The sequence below is a fragment of the Chitinophaga horti genome (genome assembly GCF_022867795.2).
Lineage (GTDB): Bacteria > Bacteroidota > Bacteroidia > Chitinophagales > Chitinophagaceae > Chitinophaga > Chitinophaga horti.
The window spans coordinates 5059575-5083136 of the sequence record NZ_CP107006.1; the positions used below are offsets into that span (position 1 = coordinate 5059575).

Annotated in this window: 15 protein-coding genes; 3 read left to right on the forward strand and 12 right to left on the reverse strand. The window is 49.6% G+C overall.

Features of this window, described 5'->3' with window-relative positions; translation table 11 throughout:
- From MKQ68_RS20340 to MKQ68_RS20350, 3 genes are read right to left on the reverse strand one after another with little or no spacing between them, the layout of a single operon-like run.
- Positions 1-1290: a nucleotide sugar dehydrogenase gene (locus tag MKQ68_RS20340; protein ID WP_244844796.1), complete on the reverse strand. Its 1290-nt coding sequence runs from the start codon at positions 1288-1290 to the stop codon at positions 1-3.
- A 34-nt stretch (positions 1291-1324) separates the two neighbouring features.
- Positions 1325-2404 carry a Wzz/FepE/Etk N-terminal domain-containing protein gene (locus MKQ68_RS20345; RefSeq protein ID WP_264280701.1) on the reverse strand — a complete coding sequence of 360 codons (1080 nt, stop codon included), beginning with the start codon at positions 2402-2404 and terminating at the stop codon, positions 1325-1327.
- A 31-nt stretch (positions 2405-2435) separates the two neighbouring features.
- Positions 2436-4904: an SLBB domain-containing protein gene (locus MKQ68_RS20350; RefSeq protein WP_264280702.1), complete on the reverse strand. Its 2469-nt coding sequence runs from the start codon at positions 4902-4904 to the stop codon at positions 2436-2438.
- Positions 4905-5539: 635 nt separating this feature from the next.
- Here MKQ68_RS20350 and MKQ68_RS20355 point away from each other — a divergent pair.
- The 3 genes from MKQ68_RS20355 to MKQ68_RS20365 all read left to right on the forward strand — a co-directional run bounded on the left by MKQ68_RS20355 (position 5540) and on the right by MKQ68_RS20365 (position 7793).
- Positions 5540-6040: an RNA polymerase sigma factor gene (locus tag MKQ68_RS20355; RefSeq protein ID WP_264280703.1), complete on the forward strand. Its 501-nt coding sequence runs from the start codon at positions 5540-5542 to the stop codon at positions 6038-6040.
- Between the two features lie 217 nt (positions 6041-6257).
- Complete coding sequence (gene idi, locus MKQ68_RS20360) at positions 6258-6800, forward strand: isopentenyl-diphosphate Delta-isomerase (protein WP_244844814.1); 543 nt, start codon at positions 6258-6260, stop codon at positions 6798-6800.
- 192 nt (positions 6801-6992) lie between these two features.
- Positions 6993-7793 carry a hypothetical protein gene (locus tag MKQ68_RS20365; protein ID WP_244844820.1) on the forward strand — a complete coding sequence of 267 codons (801 nt, stop codon included), beginning with the start codon at positions 6993-6995 and terminating at the stop codon, positions 7791-7793.
- Between the two features lie 564 nt (positions 7794-8357).
- Here the strand turns inward: MKQ68_RS20365 and MKQ68_RS20370 are convergent.
- The 9 genes from MKQ68_RS20370 to MKQ68_RS20410 form a co-directional block, all read right to left on the reverse strand.
- Positions 8358-9758, reverse strand: a complete 1401-nt coding sequence (locus tag MKQ68_RS20370) for an RtcB family protein (RefSeq protein WP_264280704.1) — start codon at positions 9756-9758, stop codon at positions 8358-8360.
- A gap of 314 nt (positions 9759-10072) precedes the next feature.
- Complete coding sequence (locus MKQ68_RS20375; protein WP_244844825.1) at positions 10073-10642, reverse strand: DinB family protein; 570 nt, start codon at positions 10640-10642, stop codon at positions 10073-10075.
- Positions 10643-11197: 555 nt separating this feature from the next.
- Complete coding sequence (locus tag MKQ68_RS20380) at positions 11198-13384, reverse strand: DUF3857 domain-containing protein (protein ID WP_264280705.1); 2187 nt, start codon at positions 13382-13384, stop codon at positions 11198-11200.
- A 74-nt stretch (positions 13385-13458) separates the two neighbouring features.
- Positions 13459-15351, reverse strand: a complete 1893-nt coding sequence (locus MKQ68_RS20385) for a transglutaminase-like domain-containing protein (RefSeq protein WP_264280706.1) — start codon at positions 15349-15351, stop codon at positions 13459-13461.
- 253 nt (positions 15352-15604) lie between these two features.
- The gene (locus MKQ68_RS20390) at positions 15605-16687 is read right to left on the reverse strand and encodes a PA0069 family radical SAM protein (RefSeq protein WP_264280707.1); all 1083 of its coding nucleotides are present in this window, start codon (positions 16685-16687) and stop codon (positions 15605-15607) included.
- A 63-nt stretch (positions 16688-16750) separates the two neighbouring features.
- Positions 16751-18529 (reverse strand): MutS-related protein, encoded by a 1779-nt coding sequence (locus MKQ68_RS20395; RefSeq protein ID WP_264280708.1) that lies wholly within the window; start codon positions 18527-18529, stop codon positions 16751-16753.
- 145 nt (positions 18530-18674) lie between these two features.
- Complete coding sequence (locus tag MKQ68_RS20400; RefSeq protein WP_264280709.1) at positions 18675-19388, reverse strand: hypothetical protein; 714 nt, start codon at positions 19386-19388, stop codon at positions 18675-18677.
- Between the two features lie 19 nt (positions 19389-19407).
- Positions 19408-19989 (reverse strand): C39 family peptidase, encoded by a 582-nt coding sequence (locus MKQ68_RS20405; RefSeq protein WP_264280710.1) that lies wholly within the window; start codon positions 19987-19989, stop codon positions 19408-19410.
- Positions 19990-20216: 227 nt separating this feature from the next.
- Positions 20217-23561: a methylmalonyl-CoA mutase family protein gene (locus tag MKQ68_RS20410; protein WP_264280711.1), complete on the reverse strand. Its 3345-nt coding sequence runs from the start codon at positions 23559-23561 to the stop codon at positions 20217-20219.
- Position 23562 lies beyond the last annotated feature (1 nt).

Consider the following 23562-nt stretch of genomic DNA (forward strand, 5'->3'; position numbering starts at 1 on the left):
TTAAAGTCTGCCGTCTACCAGCGATCTGTCAAGAAATGATTTTGTATCAAAAATAACGGTCGAATGCCCATTTCTCAGTTCTTTGAAATCGATCTGCAGAAATTCGTTGTGTGCGACTGCCAGTATCAACGCGTCATAATAGCCATCTATTCGATCCCTCAACTTAATGCCGTACTCTTCTTCCACTAACTTATGATCTGCGTGAGGATCATAAACATCTACCTGCATACCGAACTGGCTTAACTCCCTGTAAATGTCTACAACTTTCGAGTTACGTATATCCGGACAATTCTCCTTAAAGGTAACGCCCAGGATAAGCGCCCTGGCATCACCTATTTTGAGGCCCTTTTTGATCATTAGCTTCACCACTTTGTTGGCTACGAACATGCCCATGTTATCGTTCACGCGCCTTCCGGAAAGGATTACCTGCGGATGATAACCCAGCGATTCTGCCTTATGCGCCAGGTAATACGGATCAACGCCGATGCAATGTCCACCCACTAAACCGGGCTTGTATTTCAGGAAATTCCATTTAGTTCCTGCCGCTTCAATTACATCTGACGTATCAATTCCGATGCGATCGAAAATGAGGGCCAGTTCATTCACGAAGCTGATATTAACATCGCGCTGCGCATTTTCAATGGCTTTAGACGCCTCTGCAACTTTTATATTTGCCGCCCTGAACGTACCCGCATCGATGATGCTTTTATAAAGATGATCCACCAGCTCTGCAATCTCTGGAGTAGATCCGGAGGTAACCTTTCTGATCTTTGTAAGCGTGTTCACTTTATCTCCAGGGTTGATCCGCTCAGGCGAATAACCGCAGAAGAAATCGATATTGTACCGCAGCCCGGAAGAGGCTTCCAGTACCGGTACACAATCTTCCTCGGTACAACCTGGATATACTGTCGATTCATAGATTACAATGTCATCCTTTTTCAGCACCTTCCCGAGCATCTCCGATGCGCCTAACAGCGGCTTCAAATTCGGCGCCTTGAATTGATCGATAGGCGTGGGGACCGTTACAATAAAAATATTGCAATCCCGGATGTCTTCCAATGTGCAGGAAAAGCTGAGTCCTATACCACTACCGCTTTTATGAAGCGACATAGCAGAATTTAAACCTTCCAGGTCAGCCTCTTTCGTATGATCTTCTCCTTCCCGTAATTCACCAATCCTTTTCTCGTCTATATCATACCCTACTACCGCATACTTTTTGCCAAATTCAACTGCTAGGGGCAAGCCGACATAACCAAGCCCGATAATCGCTATTTTGTAGTTCTTATTCATTGCGAATAAATATTTCTTTTGAAAAGGATTTTGATTAGCGCATAATACTTTTGTACAACCGCACGATCGACAGCAGTATTACGATCATGACACCTCCAAGCACTCCCCCCAGCACAATTCCCTTTAACGGTCCAAACCGTGAAATTTTAAGTGGCAATATCGGTGTATCGATAATCTGTATCAGGGGTGTTTCCTGGGCCATCGTCATCTTCGCGATCTCAAGGTTTTTCGTCACCTCCGCGTACAGGATCGTCAGCATTTGTTTGTCGCGAGTGTTCAGTTCCGTACCTACCATGGCAATACTTCTTGCCGGGTTAAGGTTAAGGTCTACCGACATCGCAGCAGATCTCGTTTTACTGTTCAGCAGTGTTTCGATGGAATCGACTGTTGCCTGTAACTTGGTGATGTTCGTCCGGGAACGTCTGGTTTTTGTTTCAAGATAAAAGCCCGTAGCTTCCTTCACGAGTACTTCTATAAACATCTTGGAGAACGCTTCACTTTCACTGGTGCAGGTTACCGCCACAAAACTGGCCTTCCTGTCCGGCTTTTCAATTGTAAGGTTCTTGTTGACGATATTTTGATGAAAGATGTTCAGAACACTATCCTGCTGCAGTGAAAACTGCTTTCTGGGCAGATCGGCAGGAAAGGAGAGTTTTGCAAGGGCACCTTTTTTCTTCCAGCGTTCCCTGTACTTGTATACGTCGATGTAGAGGTCAGCCAATGTTTGTTCGCGCCCGTTGTAACTAATGGGGAAAAGTAACGTCTTTTCGATTAGCAATCTGGACTTTAAGTATTCGGTGATGTTGTCGCCGCCCAGTAATCCCGCACCTGCAGCAGCTCCCAGATCGATCCCGAACTGGCTTGCCACACCGGCGTAAGCGCCTAACGGATTACCCTTATTATCCTCCAGCACAAATGTCAATTCGGCACTATATTGCGGTGACTTACTATCTGCGTAAAAAAATCCGAGCACTGCCCCAAGGACTGCGATAATAAGTATAAACAGCCACTTGCTGAGCAGGAACCTGATCCACCCAATCAGTTTAAGCAATATCTCTTTGGGGGACACTTCGTTTTCCTGGTACTTGATAGGATCGGCTTTAGCGTTATCCATGGAAATAGGTTTTGTCTTAATTTTTCAACGCTTATTTAATTCTATCTAATATCGTGATAATCACCAATGCGAGCGATGCCAGCCCGGTACTTAATCCTACCACTTCACTTCCGGAAAGTCCTCGTCCTTCTTTCTTTGTAGGTATATATATTTCAGCTCCCGGTTTAACTTTCGGATAGCTGTTGAAAAACAATACGCGTTTTGTGCTTTTTACTTCTCCGTTAGCATAAACAACATAACTTTTACGCTTCAGGCCTGAACTGGTAAACCCTCCCGCGCCACGCACGTAGTCTCTGAAAGAAAAATTCTTATCGAAACGTACTTTTTTAGGGAAATAGATTTCGCCAAAAAGCTGTACAGTCTGCAGGCGTTTGGGAATCCGGATAATATCGCCCTCTTCGAGGAGGAGATCGTATTTAGATCCCGGGGAAGCGAGTATTTTATCCATTTGTATTCCTAAGAGTTGTTCTTTCTTAGCGATCGTGTTTTCAAGTTTTGAAACGGCTGTGGTATCTGCCTGAGAATTATAAAAAATATCCAGTTTGCTGCTCAGTAACAAACTATCGCCTTCGTTCACAAATGTCTTTCTTAACAACACGGCGCCCTCCGGATAAGCCCCAGCACGTAGTCCGCCTGCACGACGCAGCACATCCGATATTCTTTCCGTTTTTGAATTGATCGTATACAGTCCTGGATACAATACTTCCCCGTCGAGGTATACATTGCCTTGTTCATTGTAAATAGGGGAACGGCGGATTGTCACTTCATCAAACGGCTGTAGAACAAAGCCGGCTGCATCCGTGCGTAAATCTGATGTAATGTCAAATTGCCGGATGATCGCCAGCGCCGTATCACTTCCGCTATAAGTAGCGTTCCGGACACGCCGCGATATTTCCACATGCTGCAAAGATGCCGCATCCCGCAGGCCGCCAGCCAGCAAGATCAGGTCTTCGAGGTGCATACTGTCCGCATATGGAAAATAGCCCCCCTTGTTTACTTCACCCGAAATTTTTACCTGGTAAGATTCGCGTAAGTCTGCTTTATTGAAAATAAATACGCTGTCTTCACGCTGCAATGCATGGGCCTGCGCGCCATTCAACACCTTTTCTACATCAAAAGCAACGTAGGCGGGTGAGCGGTCGAATTGCAGGCGGCGGATCAAGCCCCGATTCAATGCCGCTTCTTCGCGAACGCCATCTGCTTTCCTGATCAGATCGGCCAGCGTCATCCCTTGCGTAAGGGCGTAATCACCCGGGTGATGAACGGCACCGGAAATAGTTACGCGATTCGTATAGGTATTTAAGATAGAGTCTACATAAAAGCGGTCGCCGGATTTCAGTTTAAAACTCCCGATCTCCGATGCGGGTACGGTCAGCACCTCGCGCTCCTTATTATTAATACGTTGTACACTGATGTTGTCGCGGTAGGCGATATCGGTATAACCTCCGGCAAAGTCGAGGATAGACTGTAGCGTTTCTCCTTCTTTCGCCTCAAAGATGGCCGGGCGTTTTACCTGGCCTGCCAGCTCTACACGGGTAGAGTAAGGATTAACGCGAACGATGTCCTGGTCACGCAATACCACGTTATTGCTCATATCTCCGCTGGAAAGAAAACTGTATAAGTCGAAAGTGGCGACCACTTTCCCATCACGTATCACCTGGATGTTTCGGAACGACCCGTTTTCAGTCGGCCCTCCGGAAACGTACAGCGCATTGGCCACGGAGGCCAGCGAAGGCAGGGTGTAAGTAGCCGGGGCGCTCACTTCGCCGATCAATAATACTTTGATAGACCGAATGTTACCCAGCGAAATGCTCACGAATGTGTTGCCGGAACGTATACCGCTATATATAGTAGACAGTTGTTTCGTAATGCGCTCCTTTGCTTCGTCCATTGAAAGGCCATTAACGTACACCGGTCCCAGGTTCGGGATACGGATGTAGCCTTCCGGCGTTACTTTCAGGCGGTGCTGCACTTCGGAGTAACCATAAACGTCAATCATTATTTCATCGCCGGTTGCCAGTTGGTAGTTGCCTGGGGTGGCCATGCGAAGGTTAGGTTCGAATGACAGGTTTTTATTACTAAACAATTCCGCGCCGAATATACGACGGCGGCGTTGCTGCGCCTGGAGTTCCGCCTGGGTCATCGGCTCGGCGCGGGAGTCAGTTTCTTCATCGACGGTACGCGTATCCGCCCTTTGGCCGGCCGCATTATCGCCGTTGCCACTGGCAGTCAATTCTTTATCAAGATTCAAAGCCACGATGCGCTGTTTCAGCTTCTGCACCTCAGAGGCGGGGATGCCTTTCTGCTGGGCATAGCTGTCGGTTTGGTCAAGCGACATCTTATTTTTTTTCATCTCCGCCACAACCTGCCGCACCTGGTCGTCACTGAGGTTTTCGACTTTCATCTGCTTCATCGCTTCAGACGACATAGTGGGTACCTGGGCGTTGGCACACAGGGTAACAAGCACGAACAATTGAAGCAACAAAAGTTTTTTTATCATAAGACGTTATAACTTCTCGAATTGGATAAACACATTTCCGCCCCAATTTTGGGAATTGGGGTGTAAAAACGCAGGCAAATTTATTAAAAATAGCACATAAAAGACAGTGGATTGAAAATCAATATAAAACAATCGTCAGAGATTGGCAGAGGCCGCATTACATATGCTAATAAACAAAATATCAGACTATCGGCCCGTTGCCGCACAAAATTTGGGTAACTGAGGGCGCAACAATCAGGTAATGGTACTGGCAACGTCTCCCTTCCCAGCCCCCGTTGTGTCACTCACTTGTACGTTCACCTCCCTATTCCCCTGGTACAAACCATGCCATTTCTTGTCTTAATCGAAACTCACCCGAACTTTCCTATAGCGGTTTACGTAAATGATAGGGACGATCGTGCTGTTACATCTTCTTTAATCTTAATTCGTATCGTTTAAAACTTAAACAACTTAACAAAACACCTACTTGCAAGAGTAGTACAATTGTACTTTTTAGTTGTCATTTTTACAGTTGATTATTAGCGTTTTAACGACCCTTTGCATCTTTGTGTGATGCAAAAAAAGCGCGTTGATTTGTTGGGTGGAATGCCTTTTTTTGTTTAAATTAGTATTGTAACCATTTAAACACTATCTATATGTCATCCGCTGAATTTAACACCCTATTACTCAGCAATGCTGATTTCCTTAAACCATTCGCCATCACGCTTACCAAGGATGCGGAATCAGCAAAGGATCTCTACCAGGAAACAATGTTCCGGGCAATTTCCAACCAGGAAAAATACCTTGCCGGAACCAATATCAGGGCCTGGCTGTATACGATCATGAGGAACATCTTCATCAACAACTACCGGCGAAAATCAAAACAACATCTTTGCTTCGACAACTCCGGTAACGAGTTTCTCCTCAATTCGCACCAGGCTATTATCGGTAATCACGCCGAATCCGGACTACGGGTAAAAGATATCCAGATGGCAGTGCATCATCTTCCTAACATCTTTAAAAAACCTTTTTTACTTTTCCTTGACGGGTTCAAATATTTCGAGATTGCCGACATGCTTAACGAACCCCTGGGAACAATCAAAAGCCGGATCCACTTCGCGCGGAAAATGTTGAAAGCACAAGTCGCACACCACTAGCACCCAAACAACGAATCGATTTTTTCGCAACCTCAAGTCATTAACCCATTTATATCGTCTAAGCACTTTTTACCCAACTGTCGTTCTAACATCAAACCTCCAAACAAACCGCTGCCAGTTAGCAGTGCGGTGCTTTTCGTATGCCATTGCAGGAAATACGCTGAACTTAGTTTACTTTTATAGCTGACCATCGTAAAAGACGCCCAAATTTCCGTCTATGTTAAGCAACGCCATTTCCGCCTCCGTGATCCTCGTCGATGAACATGATGAACCTACCGGTATCATGGAAAAACTCGAAGCACACGAAAAAGGTTTGTTACACCGCGCCTTCTCCGTTTTCGTTTTCAACAACGAAGGACATATGCTCCTGCAACAACGGGCCGATGGCAAGTATCACTCTCCCGGACTGTGGACCAACACCTGCTGCAGCCATCCGTCGCCAGGCGAAAGCACCATGGCCGCGGCACATCGCCGGCTAAAGGAGGAAATGGGCTTCGATTGCGGCCTGGAAGAAGCTTTCCACTTTACTTACCGCGCTACGTTCGACAATGGCCTCATCGAGCACGAGTTCGACCATGTATTTATCGGCCACTTCAACGGCGAGATCACCCCGAACCCGGAGGAAGTAGGCAGTTACCGCTACCTACCCCTGGCGGATATACGTCGGTGGGTGGCGGATAAACCATCGGAGTTTACGCCCTGGTTTAAGATCGCACTACCGGAAGTGGAGGCGTACCTGGAGGGCAGGTATCCGGCGTAAGCGCCTTGAGCGCCGTTTCCGGCTTGAATTGTTGAATATCGATTGGGCTGAGCAACCGCCTATTGAGACGCCTCCGTGGGAAGACTCACTTCGTCTGCAATCCCTCATAACTTCTTCTGTTACAACACTTATTAACATCTCCCACGACCCATTTTCGGTATATTCCGTTTCATTATAAACCGAATACACACTATGGGAAATATGACTTCTATCATCAAGTTCTCCGGCAGAATGGGGAACGTGATCAGCTATCGCGTCAAGGGGGAGCAGCGCGTACGCTCCGTACCGGAGTACGTACACCAGACGCCTGCCACGAAAAGGGCGGCGAAAGATTTTGGTACCGCATCGAGCCATGCGGCGGTATTGCGCAACGGGATCGTGAAAGACATCGTTACGTACCACGACGATACATTTGCCAACCGCCTGAACAAGGCGATGGTGGCTATTGTAAAAGCAGATGCACAACGTCAGGCCGGCCGCCGGCAGGTAACGCTGCCTAACCTCCGCGCGCTTGAAGGAATGCAGATCAACCAGCACCGCAGCATCAGCTGTAGCTATTCAGCGCAACGTACTTACAATGGCAACATCGAGGTAACGGTCACGCAGCCACGCAAACAGTTCCACGCCAAAACAAACCTCCTGCAATTCCGCGCTGTAGCCGTGTTCTTCGATTTTGCACAGGGCACTTCGCAAACGATCAGCAGCGAAACGGTAACACTCAGCGATCAGCAAACGCCGGATGCATTCTGCCTCACCATTCCGTCCTCTCACAGTGGCCCTTGCATGATTATACTGGAAGCCATTTACTGCAAACTGGAAAATGGCGTGCCGTACAAAATGGGCAACCGGAAGTTCAATGCCATGGACATCATCGCGATATTGCCACCAACTAAAGAAACGGCTACAAAGCCTGCTACGCCGCCGGCTGAAAATGAAAAGATGCAGCACACGAAACGCACGGCGAAACGCCAGGCGTACCTTCCACCGGGTTAGTTTCGGCTGAACGCCAGGCGAACCTTCCACCGGGTTAGTTTTGGCTGAACGCCAGGCGCACCTTCCACCACGCTAGCTTCACCTACGTTGATATCGGCTGCTTACCGGACGAGCAGCCCGCCCCCTCATGCCCCTATCTTTCCCCAACGCCCCTGCACGACTGATTAATCCACCGCATTCACATCCCATGTCTCCCCAACCTGCCCTTCCTGCATAAAAGACCACGCACTTCTACCCAAAAATTCAACTTTTGCCCAATTTTGGACTACTCCATGTCACCTCCGGGACAAGTCAACTTCATCTCCGGGTCAAGTCCACATTCTATAGTGGGATATTGGCCGGTTATCCCGATGTAACAGTTATATTAATGCACTATCAAGCCGTTTTATCCAGTGAAAATGCGTTGTCAGTTATAGGACCATGGGCGCAAACATGTGCCGCTGCGTATCTTTCATTAAGCAGATAGCAGCTGTAACAAGATGCGCATGTGGGAAACGCCATTGCAGCACATAAAAAAGGCCGCCTGAATACAGACAGCCTTTCTCTACTTACACCCACAACATTTTATTCCCCATCCGCCATCCGCACGATCGTCGGCTGGAAACGGGCGAGCACTTCCACCAAATCGGTTTGGGCACTCATTACTTCATTAATATTCTTATACGCCATCGGCGCCTCGTCCAGACCGCCACCAATCAGCGTTACGCCATGGTCACGTAACATCTTATCCATCGCATGACGGGTAATCGACTGCGTAGCTGCCGTCCGCGACATCGCTCTGCCTGCACCATGCGATGCAGAATCCAGCGAAGCAGCTTCACCACGACCACGTACGATGTAACCCGGCGCCGTCATCGATCCGGGGATGATACCCATTACACCTTTACCGGCCGGGGTAGCACCTTTACGGTGTACGATCATCTCTTTGCCCTCATGGGTTTCTTTCCACGCGAAGTTATGATGGTTCTCCACCCGCGCCAGCACTTCTGCACCCATCGCTTTTACCAGTCGCTCGTGGATCAGGTGGTGACAGGCGGAGGCGTAATCACCTGCCAGGTTCATCGACAGCCAGTATTCCTGTCCGGCCTCAGAGTTTAAATCTAACCACGCCAGGTGTTGCACTTCTTTCGGGAGCGGACAAAGTTCTTTTGCCAGCCGCGTATAATGCCCTGCTACCTGCGCGCCAAGGCCACGGGAGCCGGAGTGACTTAATATCGCAGTGTATTCACCCGGCATTAGTCCCCATTCGTTTTGCGCGTCCTGGATATGCACCACACCCCATTCCACGAAGTGGTTGCCCGAGCCGGAAGTACCTAATTGTCCTACAGCTTTATCATGCAGGAACTTCAACAGCGGCAGCTCTTCGAACTCTTTACGTTCTAGTACCTCTGCATCGGGTGTATGCTTCCAGGCTGCGCCGGCACCGAACTTGGTATGATCGGTCAGCACCTTCACGTATTTGTTGTATTCTGCCTGCTGTGATTTCACAGGCAGGTCAAGAATGCTCAAACACATCCTGCACCCAATATCAACGCCTACGCCGTAAGGAATGACTGCATTCCCGGTAGCTAATACACCACCGATCGGCAATCCGTACCCGTGATGCGCATCCGGCATCAAGGCACCGGCTACGGCTACAGGCAGTCGTACGGCCTGTTCCATCTGCCGGATGGCGGAAGGATCTATAAATTCAGCGCCGTATACGGCATACTTAATCCCGTTATCCCTCAGGGCGCGTGCTTCCTGTTCCTGCTTCTCCACCAGTCGTTCAGCGATCTTACCCAGTACTTCGTCGTTTACATAATCTTGCGGCGAGGCCAGTACTTTCGATAATACGGCGAGCGCATCTTCCTGTGAATGATGTTTATAATGTAATTCCATTACACCGATCGCGATGCTGATGACAGGGCTTTCGGGGTAACCTATGTTCCGGAGGTCTTTACCTCTCAGTTTTAATTTTGCCATTCGTTTGTTGTTGTAACGTACCGGCACAAATACAGGGCCGGCATCTTCAATGTTGTCTGTTTTAATTCAGGGAAATGCATGAGAGCGGCGGGGGACGGGCAACAAAAAGGTCCGGCTCATGATGGCCGGACCAGATCATTTTTATTCGTTCACTACTGTTACATAGTAACGGGAATAACCTGCCCGGACCCGCGTGGATCAAGATTGCGTCTGCCTGAATCTATGCTGTTCCGGAGCATTGTTATCAATTTAAAAGTTTAGAAAATAAAGCATACACGGGCGGCTGAATTGCAATACAACCCATGCATAGCTGTTTAGGATGCAAGCGCTTCCGTTTCCTCATACTGCAATTCCAGTTTCTGCATCTGGCGGATGTGGCGTTGGATATGCTTTGTGAGGAAATATATGTACTGGTAAACATCCAGTTTACCGAGATTATTTACGCTCATATTGATGCTTACCAGGCGGCCTTCGCCGTTTTTAAGCAGGGACAGGTTGTACACGCACTGTGCATACTGTTGTTTCAGCAGCGCCCTTACTTCGGACATCGCCTGCAGGCCGGTGGGCTCCATATGTTCGGGCCGTACCCATTGGAAGGTACCATCGCTGATCACATCGATCTCTCGAAACTTATCTTCATAGTTGGGCGGTGGCATCACGATCAGGCCATTTACACGGCGGTCCAGTGCGCGACGGGTGCTTTTGTTAATAATCAGGAGCAAAAAGTAGTTGGCTAAACTAATGTGCTCCAGTACTTCCCTGGCGTTCCAGTGGTCTAACGTGGGTTTGAAGTGCAGCAGGGAGTGATCTTTATCGAACCATTGGTCGATTTCCCTAAAGTTTTCTACCAGGGCCTCTCTTACAAGTTGTACTACATTTCTCATGGGCTCAAGTTTTGGGGGCAAGCCACTTCTCAAATAATTAAAAGTGCGTACCGGTTAATATAAATTACTGTTCCATCCTATGTTTCAGCTGGCCTCTAAAAGAAAAAACCCGGCCAACTTTATCAGCGGACCGGGTATTTTATCATTATAAACAATTTGTTTATACTATAACATACCTCTCCCGCCTGGTTTTATAAGCAAAAACCTGCTTACACATCTTTCGACATGCACTCTGCGACAGCGTAATAATCATCTTCTCTTTCATCATCACTTATAAAGAAAAAGGTCCCGCGTTTCCTGCGGGACCTTCTTGTTATATCTTAAAGTAAGTTTGTATTATTTACCTTTATAACATGCCCGCATTTCTACCGCCAGCTTCATTTGCTTGCGGGAAATAACCTGCTTCATATATTGACAATTGTGTAACACTTCTTTTTGCTCTATTCTATTTAACTCTACAACAAAGATATATTGATTTTTTTACTCTGCATAATTTTCCAGGTAAAAAAATTATTAATTCAAAAAAATTACTAAACATCTTTAGAACTGAACAGGTTACGCTTTCTTCAGCAGTAACTTTGCATCCTGGAAAGCCAGCGCCGCATCGATCACTTTCACCAAATCGCCCCACTGTGCTGCCTTTTCGAAGGCATGCTTATACGTTTTTTTGATATTAAGTGTCAGCTTCCCGCCGTTTACCGCCCCGTTCACCACGAAGGAAGCGGCGTCCGTATCCACGTTTTGCTGCAGTTTATCGAGCCCCTCCACCGTGTAACCGGCCGGGATTTGTATATCTATACTATACTCGAACGACCTGGCGAAGGGCATGTATACATCCACTTTACGATCGCGCTGCGATGGTTTAAGGGTCAGCTGGCCGCCGATGAGTTTACCGGCATCGAGGATGTAATTGTTACCGGCACGTTTCACCAGACCTTCCAATGAGAAGCGGGTGGTGTATACAAAGTCGGGCTTTGCATGCTGTAACCCCATCTTCGTAATACCAAACTTGCTTACTTCTTTAGGCTCCACATCAAAAGTGCCTTTTATTTCTCCCTTGAAGATGTCTTTCCAGTCTTTACGCGCCTTCGCAAATGCATTCGCGTACTCTTCCGCCAGCGACTTGTTACGGCGACTGTCTGCAAATTCCTCCATGAACGACGTTTTCACGCCCATGTTCTTCCGTTCTTCCTCGTAATATTCTTCGAACAGCAGCAGCGATTGCTGGTCGTCGTGTTTAAGATGACCTTTCACCGTAGTAGTGCGGTCGATATTGAGCAGTTGCATATTATCATCCAGGCTGATGCTCATTTTTTCCAGTTTCGCATTTTCCGCAGGTGTGGTCTGGGGCAGATCTACCTGGTCGGCAAACCCATCTTCCCTGCGCACTTTGGCGCCCTCTACCACGTACGCATGCTGGCCTTCGAATTCGGACGCGATGTACGACGCGTTGGTGAACATGCCTTCCACACTGATGAACAGGGGATCCTTCTCCCTCGTTTTCAACATCCATTCGTAGTCGCCGGGGAGCATCACTTCGTCCTGGTCAGGACCGTACTTGGAAGTTACCAGTACGAAGTCGGTAGGAATATCATTCTTTACGAGGATGTAATTCAGGTACAACAAAAAGCGGCGTTGGTTGAGGGTGCTGTAGTTACGGCCCTGGCCCACCAATATCTTATCGCCTGCATTCACACGGTACAGTGCCAGGTAGCGAATCGCATAGTAGGCAAAAGTAACGATGTCGCGGTCGGTGGCGTCGCGGTTGGCTTTTTTGTAGTTCGCGATCAGCTCTTTGGTATCACCCAGGAACGGAACGGTCGCATAACTGGTGCCGGAGCGGCTGCCGAGTACGTGTTTAGTTGCCGCTTCACGGGTACGGAAGGTGGCCGGATTTTTCATCACCGTGCCTTTGGTAGGGCCGCCCAATGAAGGATCGTTGATCTCTACGAGGTTCATGCGGATCAGCGGCACCTGGCGTATGGGCGACATCCACAGGCTCATGGGCAGCGCGGGGATGTTGCGTACGAGCATGTCCAGTTCCACGGTGCCATCGGCATATTTCCTTTTAAACTCCGGCGCGCCGTTGCTGGAGCGATATTGCGTCACGAAACGATCGGCCACTTCGGTGTGAATGGAGTACGACAGGATAGGCTTATCATCCCCCAGCACGAACGTTTCCGGCAGGAAGGTCTGGTAACCTTCCAGCACCTGTTCCATACACACGAAGTAATCGATAATATCGCCTACCTGCAGATCAGAGATAGCCAGCTTACGCTGCTTGTCTGTTTTATCGTCGGTAGTGGCCACGGCATCGTCGGCGTTCACGTATTTAACAGCGCCATCAGGTTTGATGATGCGCACGCCCAGCACACGGGTTTCCGTAACGGGATACGACATCAGGGAGCGGCTGAATTGCTGGTAGTTGAACTCGGAGTATTCTTCCAGCGCAGCCTTGTCATTGATCTTCACCATTTCACGCACGATGCGGGTGTACTCCCGTTTACGTTTGCGGCCGGAGGCGCTGATGTCGATGTGCCTGGCCATCACTACGCCCGACTCTTTGTTCATGCTGTCGGGCACGGTGCGGTTCTTGAAGGCGGGCAGCGACCAGCCCCATACTTCGGCGCGTATTTCTTCGGCGCGTTCTTTATACTTTGCGTCCTGCCGGCTTTGTGCATGTACCGCGGCGGCACAGAAAACTACGAGCATAGCTGCCAGGAGAGAGTATCTTATCTTCATGAGAAAGGATTTATGAGCTTTGGTCATGGAAGTTGAGCGCTGCGGCGATGACCATCAGCGTTTCCATGCAGCGGCTATTTTTTTGTAAACGAGATTTGCTGGAGATAGTTTTTGGCAAGCAGTTTTACATCGTCGTTCCATTGACCAAAAGCAGTTTTGGGCAGATGGGTATTTTTGATGATCAGCTCCTTGCGGTACAAGATCTTGTTGGCCTTCACCTCATAACTCACCGAGAAGTCGTAGTTATCGCGCGACACCTTCATGCCTTTAGGCAGTTCACTTACCTTTAATTCATCGGGCAGCTGTAATTCCGTTTCATGAACCAGCTTACGTTTGAAGCTGAATAGCAGGTCGGTTTTACGTTTCGTCGTATCGATGTTAAGGTCATTCATTTCTTTGCGGAAGTCGAGTTCGAGGTACAGATCATTGCCAAAACCCGTGATGGCGTTTTTGTACTGCACATCATACTTCATGGTTAAATCGTTATTCCAGTCGTGGAGGCTGGACGTTTGCAGGTTATTGATCGCACATTGGGTTTTACCTTCTGACAGGTAGCTTTGCAATGCGTCCTGCAGTTTTTCTTTTTTAATGCCGTGGATCTGTGTAAGCAGGAACTCTGTACTTTCGCCGGTGTAGCGGTGTTCTGTAATACCGGCAAGATCATTACCGTCGATGCGCAGCACGCGTTTTTCATACTCGGCGTTCTGCTCGCTAGTGGCCAGGGGAATACGTTCGATAAAGTACTTATCACCATCTTCCACCATCACCTGGCGGCCCTGGATGCGTTCTGCGTATTTGTTAAAACCGATGTAGCTTTCTGTTGCGTCGAGGAAGTACAATTTTCCTTCATGCTTCACGCCGCAGATCATGTGGTTGTCTACGGAGAGTGAGGGGATGGAGTAATCGTAAGCGATGTGGTTTGTGCCGATCCAGCAGAGGCGGGCATCATAGCCGAGAGACTTCAGCAATTCCTTGGTGAGGTTCGCCATGCCTTTACAGTCGCCATACTTCTTTTGCAACACCTCCTGCGCCTTTGCCGGCCTGAAACCCGCGATGCCATCTTCGAAAGCGATGTAGCGGATGTTTTCCTGCACCCAGTTATACACCGCTTTGATCTTATCGATATCCGTGCTTGCGTTCTTCGTGATCGACTGCGCCAGTGGCTTGATGGTGGTAGCGTCGTTGCCGATCGTCTGCACAAGGCTGTGGTACCAGGCGTACAGGTCGTCTACGGAATTGAAGAAGTTGACGCGGCCAGTTTTAGGTGCTGCATATTTGCTGCAAACGAGCAGGTGCGGGTAAATGTAAGACGGCCCCCGCGACATGGACTCGTCTGCCCGGGCAGGCAGATTGGTCATGGTGTAAACGTATATGTCTGCGTCGGTCTTTTTATCATATTCGACGGTCTTCTTTACCTGAAAGCCCGCGAAGTTCATCTCTTTTATGTCGACATGCATCCAGCGTGGCACGGCGAAAGCGATCTCTTTCAGGTCCTGGTAGTACCCTTCGTGAAAGTACACCGAGGTAAGGTAGCGTGGATCATGCGTGGTGCGCACGAGGTCGAAGTAGCTTTCGGTGCCTTTCTTTTCGAGCGGCAATACGAAGGTGGCGACGTGCATGTCGGAGAAGAAGAAGTCTTCCACTTCGTAGTAGCGGTACTCCGGCTTGATGTATTTCGCCTTTTCGTTATTAACGTAGATACGGATATCGTCGATGGTGCTTTTATCGTCGTAGAACTCGGCCACGCGTACGGCGCCGCGGTATTCATTGCAGCGGTATACCGTGTGGGCGTTCTCGCGCACTTTAACGGGATTGTCTTTATCACCTGTAATAAACTCGTAGCGCTGTTTCATTTCACGGATGGTGATGTTACGGTCATCGTCATCCTGGGCACAAAGGTGTAGGGGAAACATGGCGATGCAGGCGAACATCCACCATTTCCTCAGGCAGTTGGGATAAGTGTTCATACAATTACGGGTTGCAGCTTATGACAAGCCGTAATAAAGGTAGTAATTAATACAAAATTAAAAAACTACATAGTAGATAAAATATTTATGGGACCGGAACCGCCGGGCGGGGGCATGGCAGTGCCGCGCCGGGGTAGGCATGGCAGTGCGGCGCCGGGGTGGGCATGGCAGGCACACGATCACCCGCAGGGCTGCGAAGCGGAAATCCAGCCGGTAACATCGGGCGCCGCGCGTAGCGGCTTCTCATATCGCCCTAAAACAACTTCAGCTGCACCTGCGGCCGCTCAAACAGCGACGTATTAAACTCGAACTTCTCCAGGTTCAGCCCCAGCTTCTTGGTATGTATCCTGAACTGCTGGTGGATCATTTCAGAGATGTTACCGCTCCCTTTCATCCTGCGCCCCCATTCGCTGTCGTTCACATGACCGCCGTGAAGGCTTTCCACCATGTGCCATACTTTGTCGGCCCGGTCGGGAAAGTTTTTATATAACCAGTCGTTGAAGATCAGCTTTACGGCATCGTTCAGACGCGCTACGGTGTAGCCCGCATACTTCGCGCCGTTCTGTGCGGCCATCTCCAGGATTTGCGGCATTTCATGATCATTGAGGCCGGGGATCAGTGGAGCGGTCATCACCCCGACAGGGATGCCCAAATCGCTGAGATCTTTTACTACCTTCAGGCGTTGCAGACCGGTGGCGGTACGCGGCTCCATCTTCTGCCGGAGGTCCTCCTGCAGGGTGGTCACCGACACGAACACACAAACCAGGTTATGTTCGGCCATCTGCTGCAGGATGTATTTATCACGCAATACCAAAGCATTCTTCGTGATAATACCCACTGGCTGTTTATAGTCCAGGGCTATCTGAAGTAACTGGCGGGTGATCCACATTTTACGCTCCAGCGGCTGGTAACAGTCTGTATTGCCGGAAAGCGAGAGGGGTTTGCACACCCAGTTCTTGTTATCGAGAAACTTTTTGAGCAGCTCCGGCGCATTCTTCTTCACCACGATCTTACGCTCGAAGTCCAGCCCGGCGCTGAAGCCCCAGTATTGGTGCGAGTTACGGGCATAGCAATAAATGCATCCATGTTCACATCCCTGGTAGGGATTCATCGAATACCACATCCCTACGTCCGGACTATCCACCTTGTTCACCAGTGTTTTTGCATGCTCTTCGAAGATTTGCGTAGGCACGTCGGCCTGCCACCACTCGTCGATACCCTCAGCATGCTCCTGGGCGTACTCCCCCTTCAGGAAGCGGTTCTTCGGATTAATCTGCGCGCCTCTTCCTTTATAATAGGGGTTTTCGGAAGGACTATCATTAAAAGGCAAGGTCATCTTACTGCTAACAATTTTAGTAAAAATACTAAATTTATTAGTCACGCAAAATAATTTTTCTCCTTAAATGATTTCCATCTGCTGCATGAGGAAAGTAGCATTCTTGTTACGCGCGATGCCTTCACGCATCCGGTAATCGAAGTGCAGGTCGCCGTTCTCTAAGCTGCTTTCGAAACAACAGTTGCGGATGTAGCCTGGATGCTGTGCTTCCAGCGCCCCCAGTTCCAAATCATGGGTCGCGATCATGCCCAGGCAATTGTATTGCAGGAAGTGTTTGATCAACCTTATAGAGCCGGTCAGCTTGTCCTCAGAGTTGGTTCCTTTCAGAATTTCATCGAGGATAATAAAAGCGCGTTCGCCGGTTTTCAGCACGCGGATGATATGTTGCAGGCGCAACAACTCCGCCTGGAAATAAGAAGTATGCCGTGCGATAGAATCCTTAATACGCATCGACGTCATGATCCGGCACGGACTGCAATTAAAGGTGGTTGCACAAACGGGCGCTCCCTGCGTGGCCAGCAACAGGTTCACACCAACGCTGCGCAGGAAGGTACTTTTGCCGGACATATTAGATCCCGTAATGATCAGGAATTGCGCGCCCTCGCCCATTTTCACGTCATTCGTTACACATTCGGCCGCCGGTATCAACGGGTGACCAATAGCGGTGCCGGACACGGTTACGGGGCTATCTTCCACATGCGGGTAAATGTAGTTCGGGTGGTTATACGCAAAGGTGGCAAAGCTGTTCCGCACTTCCAGTTTTGCAATCACATCCAGCCAGTCGGGCACACGTGTTTTGTAACGCTCCTTCCAACGCTCCATGGCAAAGGCACAGTGGAGATCGTACAGGAAAAGCAGGTTCACGAAAACGGCTACGAGGATGTTAAGGCGCTGATCGAGTAAGTTGCCCGTCTTCGCCAGTTGCCTCAGTGCCAGGTCGGCCTCCTCCGCGGTGGTTTTATATTGTTTTAGTTGTGCAGACTGCCACGGGGACTCTCTCACTTGCTGCAACATGTTCGCAAACTTATGTAGGATGCGCTCTTTGTTACCAAGGTGTGTATACATCTCGTTCACCTTTTTTACAGCGCTGCCAATCATCAAACCATTTATGATTAATAGCAGTGACGAAGGCAGGTAACTACCCGTAATGCCGTAATACACGAACGACGCGATCAACAATACCGGCAACAAATAACTGGCGATGCGCAGCCCCGTTTTACCGGCAAACTGCAAAGGCATATCGAACCACTTACGCAACGCAGCCACATCGTCCTCCTTCTCCTGCGCCATAATCGCCTGTGCTGCATACAGCTGGCGGAAGTCGAGTTGCGGGGCCAGTTCTTTCACTGCTGCCTGCAACTGGTGTACGCTTTCCACGCTGTTGGATGATCGTTTCAGCGCATCCGCCAATGCTCGTTTGCCCATGAGCGTGCCGGTGCGGTTAATATGCTGAAACACGGACGAAGGGCCGAACACGTCGAGGTCACCTGCGAAGTCGTGTTGCTCGTCCTGGAACTCCGCACCGTCCGGAAAGGTGGCTACGTGTTTGGTCGCCAGCAATAATTCTTTTTCGTTGAGATCGAGCAGGGTTTTGGACAACAACAACTTATCCTGTGTGCGTTGGTAACGAACGAGTGAGAAGATAAATAGTACGACGAGGCCGAGGATGACGAGCAGCCATATCCCGTTAAAATCATGATGCACATACTCATAACCTGCCGTAATCATCAACAGGAAACACAGTAGCCGCCCCCAGCTCAGCAACCTTAGCTGTCCTTCGAATTGTTTGATCTGCTGGCCGAAATGTTGTGTCTTTTGCTGGTAAGTATGTGCCGGGTTCATGTTGTTTGTAAACTGGTGATGCGGCAAATTAAGGGAATCGCGCCAGTGCGGCAAATGCGACGCGCAAATAGTTGGTTCACAAAAAAGCCACCGGCCCAATCGGCACCGGTGGCACATACCAAATCCTAATACAAATTACTTACTGTTAGTTCACGATATTCCGGCTATCGATATCTTTCCCATATTTCTCTTTGGCAGCCCTGGCGGCGCCGGATACGAGGCGTATTAATTCGTAGGCAGAAACAGGCCTGTCCTTATACACCCCCACCGTTTCATCGGTCTGAACAGGATAGTATAACGCCCGGCCGCCCGGATTAGTAGCAATAAACGCCAACTGGAGCCCCGGCACCGTCACCAGTCCAAAGGCTTGCCCCTGGCTAAGCTTCCGCGCATTGTCCAGGACCTTTGCATGCCCCTGGTCGAAGCCGGCAATCTGCCAACGTTCGCTCATACCGGCAATCTTAACCGTCGATTTGATAGCGCCGCCTACCGCCAGCGGGTACACCAGTTCCTGCTGACTGGTTTCCTCATAACGGCTTAGGGGATTGAGAGAGTCGCCTGCCACGCTGCTATCAGCGGCCAGCAATTTGTCGAAGCTGAGTACCTGCAACTTTACGGGTTCTTCAGCTTTCGCTTCTTTGGCTTCAGCGACGGAGGCAAAGCCAAAGGTTTTAACGGTGGCATCTGTCACCTGCTGCAGGTCGCGCAGCGCCACTTCTACTGCTTTCTGCGGAGAGTTCATCACCACGCTGGTATCATTTGCGCCGCCGTTACCACCGGAGGAACCGGCCGTACAGGCCATCATCCAAAGGGAGAGGGCCGCCGGCAGCAGGGTGTATATCTTTTGATAATGTTTCATGATCGTTTCTTTTTAGGGTTTAACGGAATTTAAAATCAAACATCGTTCTCCAATGGTCCGAGCTGCCGGAATTACTGTACTCCTGGTACGTAATAGACCTGTCAGTACCCTCGCACGGCGCCCATGGATCTCTTAAAAAGAGATAGTTGGAACTCCCGATCGTGGCATAGCCATATATCACCAATACGTGTCCTACACCGCCCGTTTTAGGACCATAAGCATAAGCCAGCGGCTGTTTGCGGCAGTAGATGTATTTGGTAATGCTATCCCAGGGCAGCGGCGCGGTAGACTCCCGGAAGTTAAAGCCACTTTCAGAGAACATCGTCCAGCCGGGAGAATCGCAGGCAGCGTTTTTCGGACAGTTGCCTGTACAGCAATCCGTTCGTCCGAAACGTTGGTTGGCCAGGTCGCACTGCTGCACACCGTGGCCTAGAAAAGTGGTGATCATTTGTGTAGTAGCGGCCCAACACCAGTTATTCGTTTGCTGCGAAATGAGCGGAACCGGTTGGGACCCTACATTGGCCGGCTTACAACAAGCCGACAGGTAAAGGCAAAGGCCCAGTAGCATGGAGGCCTGCCAATGAAACTGCATGTTTTTCATTGAGGTTACTTTTGAAGTTAACAGATAAAACGTGGTTATGCAACTCGACGACCTTATAAAGTTAAGCTGTTATTCAATAGCATGCGCAAAGCGCGTTATGACATGGAATTTGGGTAGAGACGATCGCGCTATAAAACATCATTGCGAATAAAATGAAGCAAACCACCGCATGATTCTACACGAAGTTGGCTTCATTTCATTCGCAATGTCGAAGAAAATTGATATGTCTACATATTCCTCCTATACTGCCCACCCACTTCATACAAAGCGTGCGTGATCTGCCCGAGGGTACAGTACTTCACAGTTTCCATCAGTTCCGCAAACAGGTTTTCATTACGAATAGCCGCCTGCTGCAATTGCTTCAGCATGGCTGCACTTTTATCTTCATGACGTTGTTTGAAGGTTTCAACAGCCTGTATCTGGTATTGTTTTTCTTCATTTGTTGAACGGATCACTTCTGCCGGGATCACGGTGGGAGAGCCATTCTTGTTCAGAAAAGTATTCACGCCGATGATCGGGTATTCGCCGGTGTGTTTCAGCGATTCATAGTACAGGCTTTCTTCCTGGATCTTGTTACGCTGGTACATCCGCTCCATCGCACCCAATACGCCGCCACGATCGGTAATGCGATTGAACTCCATCATCACGGCCTCTTCCACCAGGTCAGTGAGTTCTTCGAGGAAGAAGCTGCCCTGGTTCGGGTTCTCGTTTTTAGCAGTACCCAATTCGCGGTTGATGATCAACTGGATGGCCATCGCTCGACGTACACTTTCTTCTGTAGGCGTGGTAATCGCCTCGTCGTACGCGTTCGTGTGCAGGGAATTACAGTTATCGTAGATCGCGTACAGCGCCTGCAGCGTGGTACGAATATCATTAAAGTCGATCTCCTGCGCGTGCAGACTACGACCGGAAGTTTGAATGTGGTATTTCAGCTTCTGCGAACGATCGTTGCCTTTGTATTTCTGTTTGATGGCTTTTGCCCAGATGCGACGTGCTACACGACCGATCACCGCATATTCAGGGTCCATGCCGTTGCTGAAAAAGAAGGACAGGTTCGGTGCAAAATCATCGATATGCATGCCGCGGCTCAGGTAGTACTCTACGTAAGTAAAGCCGTTCGCCAGCGTGAACGCCAGCTGGGTAATCGGGTTGGCACCCGCTTCCGCGATATGGTAACCGGAGATACTTACAGAATAGAAGTTCCTTACTTTCTCACTGATGAAAAACTCCTGCACATCCCCCATTAATTTCAGGGCGAACTCAGTGGAGAAGATGCAGGTGTTTTGCGCCTGGTCTTCTTTCAATATATCCGCCTGCACGGTACCACGAACGGTGCTCAGTGCATGCGCTTTTATCTTTGCATAGACTTCCGGCTCGAGTACATCGCTGCCTGAAACGCCGAGCAGCGCGAGCCCGAGGCCGCTGTTGCCATGCGGCAAATCGCCGTTGTACGAAGGCAACGGATGGTCGTTAAATCGTTGCTGAATGGTGGCGCGTACTTTATCCTGCAGCCCTTCTTTCTCAATATATAACTCACACTGCTGATCGATTGCGGCATTCATAAAGAATGCCAGCAGGATCGGGGCCGGACCATTGATCGTCATCGAAACAGATGTTTTCGGATCGCAGAGATCGAAGCCGCTGTATAGTTTTTTGGCATCATCCACGGTAGCAATGCTTACGCCAGAGTTGCCGATCTTACCATAAATATCCGGCCTTTCAGCAGGATCTTCACCATAGAGTGTTACACTATCAAACGCGGTAGACAACCGTTTTGCCGGCTGTTCTACCGATACATAGTGGAAACGTTTGTTCGTACGCTCCGGACCACCTTCGCCGGCAAACATACGGGTAGGATCTTCACCTTCCCGCTTCAGCGGAAATACGCCTGCAGCATAAGGAAACTCACCGGGCAGGTTTTCGGTCAGCTGCCAGCGCAGGATATCACCCCAGTCACTAAACTTCGGCAGGCTTAATTTCGGGATGCGCGATTGCGACAAACTGCTACTGAACAGGGGCAGCTTTATCACCTTATCCCTCACCTGGAAGGCGTAATGATCGGCAGTATATTTTTTTACGAGCTCATCCCAACCGGTGATGAGTGCTTTACACTCCGGGGCCAGTTGTTGTTGCAGATGTTCGCTTACTTCTTTTAGCGCCGCATTATCTTTAAAAGCATCCATGGCCAATACGCCGGCGGTTTTATACCACTGGCTGGCAATGGCGCTCTGTTCTTTCACCCACTTGCCGTAATCCCCGATCGTACTTACGATTTCGGCCAGGTAACGCACCCGTGAAGGTGGAATGATCGCATCTTCCAGGTTGCCGCTGCTGCCGCCTTGTTTATGTTCGCTGCCAAAGCTGATACCGACCTTCTCTTCCACCACCTTCATTAAGGTATCGAACAGGATGTTACAGCCGGTATTGTTAAACTTGGAAGCAATCGTACCCACGATCGGCAACTCTTCGTCTTTAGCGCTCCACAGGCCGTGGTTGCGCTTATATTGTTTACGCACGTCGTGCAGGGCATCGAGCGCGCCGGCTTTATCAAATTTATTGATGGTGATCACATCCGCATAATCGAGCATGTTGATCTTTTCCAGCTGGGAAGCGGCGCCGTATTCGGGCGTCATCACGTATAAAGAAAGATCGCAGTAATCGATGATCGCCGTATCGCTCTGGCCAATACCGGAGGTTTCGAGGATAATAAAATCGAACCCTGCCAGTTTACAGATATCGATCGCTTCCTGGATGTGTTCACTGATCGCCTTATCGCTTTCGCGGGTGGCCAGGGAGCGCATGTAGGCACGGGGATGGTGAATACTGTTCATGCGGATACGGTCGCCCAGCAGAGCGCCGCCCGTCTTTTTCTTGGAGGGATCGACAGAGATGACTGCAATGGTCTTATCATCATAATGATATAAAAACCGGCGCACCAGCTCGTCGGTCACGCTGCTTTTACCGGCACCGCCTGTACCGGTAATACCCAACACCGCCACGGGGTGCGCACGCTCCTCTTCTTCTTCCAGTCCGGCCGCCGCCATTTTCTTTTGTAATTGCGGCACTGGCTGACCGTTTTCCGCCTGTGTAATAGCACGGGCAATCAGCGGCGCATCGGCCACTTCTATTTTACGGGCAATCGCCGGCAACGGAAAGTCACACTGGCGAATAAGGTCTTCGATCATCCCTTCCAACCCCATGTTACGCCCGTCGTCCGGAGAGTAGATGCGTGAAATGCCGTAAGCATGCATCTCTTCAATCTCCACCGGCAAAATGGTGCCACCACCACCGCCAAATATCTTGATATGACCACAGCCTTTCTGCTGTAACAGGTCATACATGTACTTAAAAAACTCGACGTGACCGCCCTGGTAGGAGGTTACTGCAATACCCTGCGCATCTTCCTGGATGGCGCAGTCAACGATTTCGGCGGCCGCACGGTTATGGCCCAGGTGAATCACTTCTGCACCTTTCGACTGCATAATGCGGCGCATGATATTAATGGCCGCATCGTGCCCGTCGAACAGAGAAGCGGCTGTAACAATACGTACGTTGTTGATTGGTGTATACATA

What these genes read in the sequence shown, in the direction of transcription:
- MKQ68_RS20340 (WP_244844796.1), bottom strand. Translation starts at nt 1,290, where the DNA reads ATGAATAAGAACTACAAAATAGCGATTATCGGGCTTGGTTATGTCGGC.
- MKQ68_RS20345 (WP_264280701.1), bottom strand. Translation starts at nt 2,404, where the DNA reads ATGGATAACGCTAAAGCCGATCCTATCAAGTACCAGGAAAACGAAGTG.
- MKQ68_RS20350 (WP_264280702.1), bottom strand. Translation starts at nt 4,904, where the DNA reads ATGATAAAAAAACTTTTGTTGCTTCAATTGTTCGTGCTTGTTACCCTG.
- MKQ68_RS20355 (WP_264280703.1), top strand. Translation starts at nt 5,540, where the DNA reads ATGTCATCCGCTGAATTTAACACCCTATTACTCAGCAATGCTGATTTC.
- idi (WP_244844814.1), top strand. Translation starts at nt 6,258, where the DNA reads ATGTTAAGCAACGCCATTTCCGCCTCCGTGATCCTCGTCGATGAACAT.
- MKQ68_RS20365 (WP_244844820.1), top strand. Translation starts at nt 6,993, where the DNA reads ATGGGAAATATGACTTCTATCATCAAGTTCTCCGGCAGAATGGGGAAC.
- MKQ68_RS20370 (WP_264280704.1), bottom strand. Translation starts at nt 9,758, where the DNA reads ATGGCAAAATTAAAACTGAGAGGTAAAGACCTCCGGAACATAGGTTAC.
- MKQ68_RS20375 (WP_244844825.1), bottom strand. Translation starts at nt 10,642, where the DNA reads ATGAGAAATGTAGTACAACTTGTAAGAGAGGCCCTGGTAGAAAACTTT.
- MKQ68_RS20380 (WP_264280705.1), bottom strand. Translation starts at nt 13,384, where the DNA reads ATGAAGATAAGATACTCTCTCCTGGCAGCTATGCTCGTAGTTTTCTGT.
- MKQ68_RS20385 (WP_264280706.1), bottom strand. Translation starts at nt 15,351, where the DNA reads ATGAACACTTATCCCAACTGCCTGAGGAAATGGTGGATGTTCGCCTGC.
- MKQ68_RS20390 (WP_264280707.1), bottom strand. Translation starts at nt 16,687, where the DNA reads ATGACCTTGCCTTTTAATGATAGTCCTTCCGAAAACCCCTATTATAAA.
- MKQ68_RS20395 (WP_264280708.1), bottom strand. Translation starts at nt 18,529, where the DNA reads ATGAACCCGGCACATACTTACCAGCAAAAGACACAACATTTCGGCCAG.
- MKQ68_RS20400 (WP_264280709.1), bottom strand. Translation starts at nt 19,388, where the DNA reads ATGAAACATTATCAAAAGATATACACCCTGCTGCCGGCGGCCCTCTCC.
- MKQ68_RS20405 (WP_264280710.1), bottom strand. Translation starts at nt 19,989, where the DNA reads ATGAAAAACATGCAGTTTCATTGGCAGGCCTCCATGCTACTGGGCCTT.
- MKQ68_RS20410 (WP_264280711.1), bottom strand. Translation starts at nt 23,561, where the DNA reads ATGTATACACCAATCAACAACGTACGTATTGTTACAGCCGCTTCTCTG.